Source organism: Synechococcus sp. R8-2 (assembly GCF_047461715.1).
GTDB lineage: Bacteria > Cyanobacteriota > Cyanobacteriia > Thermostichales > Thermostichaceae > Thermostichus.
The window spans coordinates 1-3,307 of record NZ_JANSHQ010000443.1; the positions used below are offsets into that span (position 1 = coordinate 1).

At 61.6% G+C, this 3,307-nt stretch carries 3 protein-coding genes; 2 read left to right on the top strand and 1 reads right to left on the bottom strand.

Annotated features, from left to right (window positions below; translation table 11 throughout):
* Positions 1–653, bottom strand: a 653-nt coding sequence (locus NW819_RS10550) for an ABC transporter substrate-binding protein (RefSeq protein WP_414413713.1), incomplete at its 3' end; no start/stop codon positions are given.
* 175 nt (positions 654–828) lie between these two features.
* Between NW819_RS10550 and cobA the strand changes: the two genes are divergently transcribed.
* Complete coding sequence (gene cobA, locus NW819_RS10555; protein ID WP_414413714.1) at positions 829–2,331, top strand: uroporphyrinogen-III C-methyltransferase; 1,503 nt, start codon at positions 829–831, stop codon at positions 2,329–2,331.
* Between the two features lie 117 nt (positions 2,332–2,448).
* Entirely contained in the window at positions 2,449–3,273 is an 825-nt protein-coding gene (menB, locus tag NW819_RS10560; RefSeq protein ID WP_011432215.1) for a 1,4-dihydroxy-2-naphthoyl-CoA synthase, read from the top strand.
* Positions 3,274–3,307 lie beyond the last annotated feature (34 nt).

Genomic DNA, 3,307 nt, shown 5'->3' on the forward strand with positions numbered 1-3,307 from the left:
GCGTAGGGGGAATAGCCGTAGTCGGCCAGCAGAAAAACGACGGGATCAAAGCCCCCCTCCTGGCGCACGCGGAAGGGCTCGGAGGTCACATAGCCCTGCTGGGCAGAAGACTTGTCCAGCAAGAAGGGCGTGAGGCTGAGGTTGTAGGGGCGCTTCTGCTCGTCGGTAAAGCCAAATTTGGCCCGCAAAAAAGGCCAGTAGGTGAGGTTGGCCCCCGGTGACACCCAGATGGGCTTGCCCCGCAGGTCTTCCAGGCGCTCGATGCCCACCCCTGGATGGGCCAAGAGACACTGGGGATCCTTCTGGAAAAAGGCGGCCACGGTGAGAACAGGGATCCCAGCTTGCAGAGCCGCCAGAGCGTCGGGGCTGCCGCCGAGCACAAAATCTGCCGCTCCCCCGGCTAGCAGTTGCAGCACGTTAACCGCCGTTCCCCCCATGCGGATTTCCACCTGCAGACCGTAGTCGGCGTAGATGCCGGTGGCCAGGGCTTGGTAAAAGCCGCCGTGTTCGGCCTGGGCGTACCAGTTGGTGACCAGTCGCAAGGGCCGGGATCTGGCCGAAGAGGGGCGGGAGCCCGCTCCTACTGCTAGCAGAGCAGCTCCACTGGCCAAAAAACGCCGCCGCGGCCAAGGCTCTGGAGTTACACCGGACATAGGCAGGGATCCTCAGGCGGCCACGCTTTCAGTATCTCGCAAGTAGACCAGTTTTTCCTCAGGCTGGCCACCCCTTGGAAGAGGAGCTGTTGGGAGGCGTCTTCGATTTATATTTGCAAAGCAAGCGGGATCCCCTTCTTACAAGGGGCAAGATCGACATTCCAAGGGGTAGGGCATGGGCAAGGTGTATCTAGTGGGGGCAGGGCTGGGCGGGCGGGCGGGCCTGACGCAGGGAGCACTGGAGATCCTACGGCAGGCTGAGGCTATCTGGATCGACGAGCTGGTGGATGAGCGCTTGTTGGCAGAGTTGCCGCCGCAGGCGCAGGTGTGGCGACGCTCTGGGCCAGGAAGCCTCCAGGAGGGCATCCACTGGCTCATCCAGCGCTGCCGAGAAGGCAAACAGGTGGTTCACCTCAAGTCAGGGGATCCCTTGATCTTTGGCCGCGCTCGCGAGGAGATCCAAGCCCTTAGGGAGGCGGGCTGTCCCTTTGAGATTTGGCCGGGGTTGTCGTCGGCCCTGGCTGGCCCCCTCTGGGCAGGGATCCCCCTGACCGATAAGCACTTAAGCCGCGTTTTTGCCGTGCTGACTGCCCACGATCTAGAGGCCTTGCCCTGGGGCGCTTTGGCCCAGTTGGATACTTTGGTGATTTTGATGGGATCCCGGCAGCGACAGCACATTGGCGCACGGCTGGTGGAGTCTGGGATCCCGGCAGACCGACCGGTGGCCTTGATCTGGGGGGCGGGGCAAGCAGAGCAGCAGGTGTGGGTGGGCACCTTGGCCGAGCTGCAGCAGGAGGCGGGTCAGGCGAAGTTGCCGGGTCTGCTGGTGGTCGGGGAGGTGATCCGGTTGCGGCAGGACTTTTTGCCGGGGATCCCACCCTTGCTGCCACCGGCTCCTTTGGCAGGCAAGACGGTGCTGGTTACCCGTTCTGAGGGGCAATCGCCAGCTTTTTGTGAGTTGCTGCAGGCCCAGGGGGCGCGGGTGCTGGAGATGCCCACCCTGGTGATCCAACCGCCCACCTGTTGGGATCCCTTGGATACAGCCATTGCCAACCTGGAACAATTCGACTGGCTGCTGCTGACCTCTGCCAATGGAGTGCAGGCTTTCTTTGAGCGGCTGCAGCGGCAGGGGCGAGATAGCCGAGCACTCCACTCCCTGCAAGTGGCGGTGGTGGGATCCAAAACCGCTTCCGTGCTGGCCCAGTACGGCATTCGCCCGGATCTGATGCCCTCCGAGTTTGTGGCCGAAGCCCTGCTACCCATTTGGCCGCAGCCAGTGCAGGGGCAGCGCATCCTCTTTCCCCGCGTTGAGTCAGGAGGGCGGGAGGAGCTGGTACAGGGGTTGCGGCAGCGAGGAGCAGAGGTGGTGGAGGTGGCCGCCTATCAGTCCGCCTGTCCAGCAGCAGCGGATCCCCAGGTGGTGGAGGCTCTGAAGGCCCGTCAGGTGGACATCCTCACCTTTGCCAGCTCCAAGACGGTGCAGCATTTTGCCCACTTGATCCAGCAGGCAGGGCTAGGCCCTGAGATCTGGGATCCACCCGTGCAGATTGCCGCCATTGGCCCCAAGACGGCCGCAACCTGCAAGGCTGCATTTGGTCGAGTGGACATCGCAGCCCAGGAGTATACTTTGGAAGGATTGGTGGAAGCCCTCATCCAAGCGACCAACCGTTCTACCTAGCCTTTTCAGGCCGTTCGCGGTAGCGGTGCAGAGTACCCAGGTGCTCCTCATAGTGAGCCCCCATCAGCCAAACGGAACTCTCCTGGCCCGGCATCCCAATAGATACACCCAGACACCATGTGGCAGACGGCCAAGCTCTACGAAGACATTCTTTACGAAAAAACGGATGGCATTGCCAAGATCACCATCAACCGTCCCCACAAGCGCAACGCCTTCCGCCCCAAGACCATTGCCGAGCTGATTGATGCGTTTGCCGATGTGCGAGAGGATCCCAGGATTGGAGTAGTGCTCTTAACAGGCGCCGGGCCCCATACCGATGGGAAGTATGCCTTCTGCGCCGGCGGGGATCAAAGCGTACGGGGCGAGGCCGGTTACCTGGATGAGGCCGGGATCCCTCGTCTCAATGTGCTGGATCTGCAGCGCATCATCCGCTCTTTGCCCAAGGTGGTGATTGCCCTGGTGGCAGGCTACGCCATTGGGGGTGGCCATGTTTTGCATCTCATCTGCGACCTGACCATTGCCGCCGATAATGCCATCTTTGGGCAAACCGGCCCTAGGGTGGGCAGCTTCGATGGGGGCTTTGGGGCCGCCTACCTGGCGCGAGTGGTGGGGCAAAAAAAAGCCCGCGAGATTTGGTTCCTCTGCCGCCAATACACCGCAGCCCAAGCCCTAGAGATGGGTCTGGTCAATGCCGTGGTGCCGGTGGAAGAGCTAGAAGCTGAAGGGATCCGCTGGGCGCAAGAAATTCTCCAGCACAGCCCCTTAGCCATCCGCTGCCTCAAAGCCGCCTTCAACGCCGACTGCGATGGGCAGGTGGGGCTGCAGGAGCTGGCCGGAGATGCGACGTTGCTGTTCTACATGACCGAAGAAGCTGCTGAGGGCAAACGCGCCTTTTTGGAAAAGCGCCCACCTAACTTTCGCCAGTTTCCCTGGCTGCCATAGTTTGTTTGTTTTCATTAAATTCCACTTCCCCGAA